General features: G+C 43.0%; 1 protein-coding gene. It reads left to right on the forward strand.

Annotated features, from left to right (window positions below; genetic code table 11):
• The first annotated feature begins 698 nt into the window (after positions 1 to 698).
• The gene (gene dnaK / locus MWU84_RS23660) at positions 699 to 2,609 is read left to right on the forward strand and encodes a molecular chaperone DnaK (protein ID WP_246906476.1); all 1,911 of its coding nucleotides are present in this window, start codon (positions 699 to 701) and stop codon (positions 2,607 to 2,609) included.
• Positions 2,610 to 2,927 lie beyond the last annotated feature (318 nt).

Here is a 2,927-nt window from a genome sequence, read left to right on the forward strand (position 1 = left end):
AGCCCGGGCCTTTGGGGAGAAACACACCCCCTGCCTACGGCAGGCAGGCTAACCTCCCGCAAAAACCCACCCCTAGCCCCTCCCAAGAGGGGAATATGGTCGGTACCAAGATTCCAGTCCCTAGCGTCAGTTGGAGAGCTTCTCGATAAAATTTTGCTTCACTTCGTTATGCTAAAACGCCTACCTGCCGTTAGGCATTTTGTATCGAGAACCGGTTTGGTGCACACCGTCTACTTCTCGATACAATCCTCCTTCATCGGATCACCCGCCTTGACGGTCGGGTAAACTCGAAGTGACGGCCTTCAACTTTGAACATTGAACTTTATAACATTGAACATAAGTCTTTAGTCCAGTTTCTAGACTCCTGGTTCCGTCTACTTCGATTTCGACTCAATCTCCGAAGGAACTTTGAACTTTATAACATTGAACTTTCAACTAAAAAGCGCATTAGTGATTGCAATGTATAGCTCCCAAGAGGGGACATGCTAATGGACACTTTTGGGACTAGCAATGGAAAGCACGACCCCTTGGCATATTTTTGGCCAAGGGGGAATGCCCAAAAAAGCAGATTATCCTGCAATTTTTGATCAATTTGAGATTTGGCTCTGACAGCTTGTCATATTTTCTGTCATGGCACAATCATTGACTTATTAGTGCCGAGTGCTAAAAAGATTTTTCAACACAGTAAATATATAAACATGAGTAAAATTATTGGAATAGATTTAGGAACTACAAACTCTTGCGTTTCCGTAATGGAAGGTAACGAGGCTGTTGTTATCCCAAACGCAGAAGGTAAAAGAACTACTCCATCTGTCATTGCTTTTGTAGAGGGTGGCGAGATCAAGGTTGGGGATCCTGCCAAAAGACAGGCAGTTACAAATCCAAACAAAACTATTTATTCCATAAAACGTTTTATGGGAAATAAATTCTCCGAATCCAGCAAGGAAGCGGATAGGGTACCTTATAAAGTGGTAAAAGGAGATAACAATACCCCTAGAGTAGATATAGATGGGCGTTTGTATTCTCCACAGGAACTTTCGGCCATGATACTTCAGAAAATGAAGAAAACTGCCGAGGATTATTTGGGACAATCAGTAACCAGAGCGGTAATTACCGTACCTGCTTACTTTAACGATGCGCAGCGACAAGCTACCAAGGAAGCTGGTGAAATTGCCGGACTTACCGTAGAAAGAATTATAAACGAGCCTACCGCAGCCTCTTTGGCCTACGGGATGGACAAAAAAGATACAGACCAGAAAATAGTGGTTTTCGATTTTGGTGGAGGAACACATGATGTTTCCATCCTGGAATTGGGAGACGGTGTTTTTGAAGTATTGGCCACAGACGGGGATACCCACTTGGGTGGTGATGATGTGGATCAGAAAATAATTGATTGGTTGGCCGATGAGTTCAACAAGGAAGAAGGGATAGACCTACGTAAGGATGCCATGGCATTGCAACGTTTAAGAGAGGCTGCCGAAAAGGCAAAAATTGAGTTGTCTTCTTCTGCACAGACCGAAATTAACCTTCCATACGTTACCGCTACGGCTTCGGGCCCTAAGCATTTGGTACGTTCTTTGACAAGGGCGAAATTTGAGCAATTGATCGATGATTTGGTAAAACGTACTATTGAGCCTTGTTCCACTGCTCTTAAGGCGGCTGGATTATCCAAGAGCGATATTGACGAAATTATTTTGGTGGGTGGATCCACTAGGATTCCTGCCGTACAGGATGCGGTTGAGAAATTCTTTGGTAAGAAACCTTCCAAAGGTGTTAACCCTGATGAGGTAGTTGCCGTAGGTGCCGCTATACAAGGTGGGGTATTGACAGGTGATGTAAAAGACGTTCTTTTATTGGATGTAACGCCATTGTCCCTAGGTATTGAGACCATGGGTAGTGTAATGACCAAATTGATCGAGGCCAACACCACCATCCCTACCAAGAAATCGCAGGTATTCTCCACAGCTGCTGACAATCAGCCATCTGTTGAGATCCACGTATTGCAGGGAGAGCGCCCAATGGCTAAAGATAACAAGACTATAGGTCGTTTCCATTTGGACGGAATTCCACCAGCACAAAGGGGGACTCCACAGATCGAAGTTACCTTTGATATCGATGCCAATGGTATTATAAAAGTATCGGCTACCGATAAGGCTACCAACAAAACGCAGGATATTAGAATTGAAGCTTCTTCAGGATTGACCGAGGAAGAGATCAAGAAAATGAAAGCGGAAGCTGAAGCCAATGCAGAAGCTGATAAAGTAGCTAAGGAAACTGCCGATAAATTGAACGAAGCGGATGGAATGATCTTCCAGACCGAGAAGCAATTGACCGAGTTTGGCGATAAATTATCCGAGGATAAGAAGAAGCCTATAGAGGATGCCTTGGCAGAACTTAAAAAGGCCCATGAAGCCAAAGACTTGGCTTTGATCACGCCAGCGTTGGATAAGATCAACGAGGCTTGGAAAGTAGCTTCGGAAGAAATGTACAAAGCCCAGGCTGAAGCACAACAAGGTGCCCCTGAAGGAGGTGCTGATACCGCTTCTTCCAACGGAGAGGCCAAAGAAGGTGATAACGTTGAGGACGTAGATTTCGAGGAAGTGAAATAAGGACTTCCCTTACTATAAACAGACAAACCCCCGTCAAGCAATTGATGGGGGTTTTGTTTTTTAATGGATTAATGGTTTAATGTGGAAATGAATCAATTTGAAAATGAGCTAATTTGAAAATTTGAAGATGGGTCAATGGGTTTATTTGGAAATGGATTGATGTGAAAATGTAGCAATTGTTTAATGTACCAATGTATTAATTTGGAAATGAGTTGATTTGATGATTTGATAATGAGTTGATTTAAAGATTTGGAAATGGCAAATTTAATCCTGGAAAAAATGGATATGGTGGATAGCATTTTAAATTTTCAGCATTTT

The sequence above is a fragment of the Arenibacter sp. F20364 genome, assembly GCF_023015905.1.
Classification (GTDB): domain Bacteria; phylum Bacteroidota; class Bacteroidia; order Flavobacteriales; family Flavobacteriaceae; genus Arenibacter.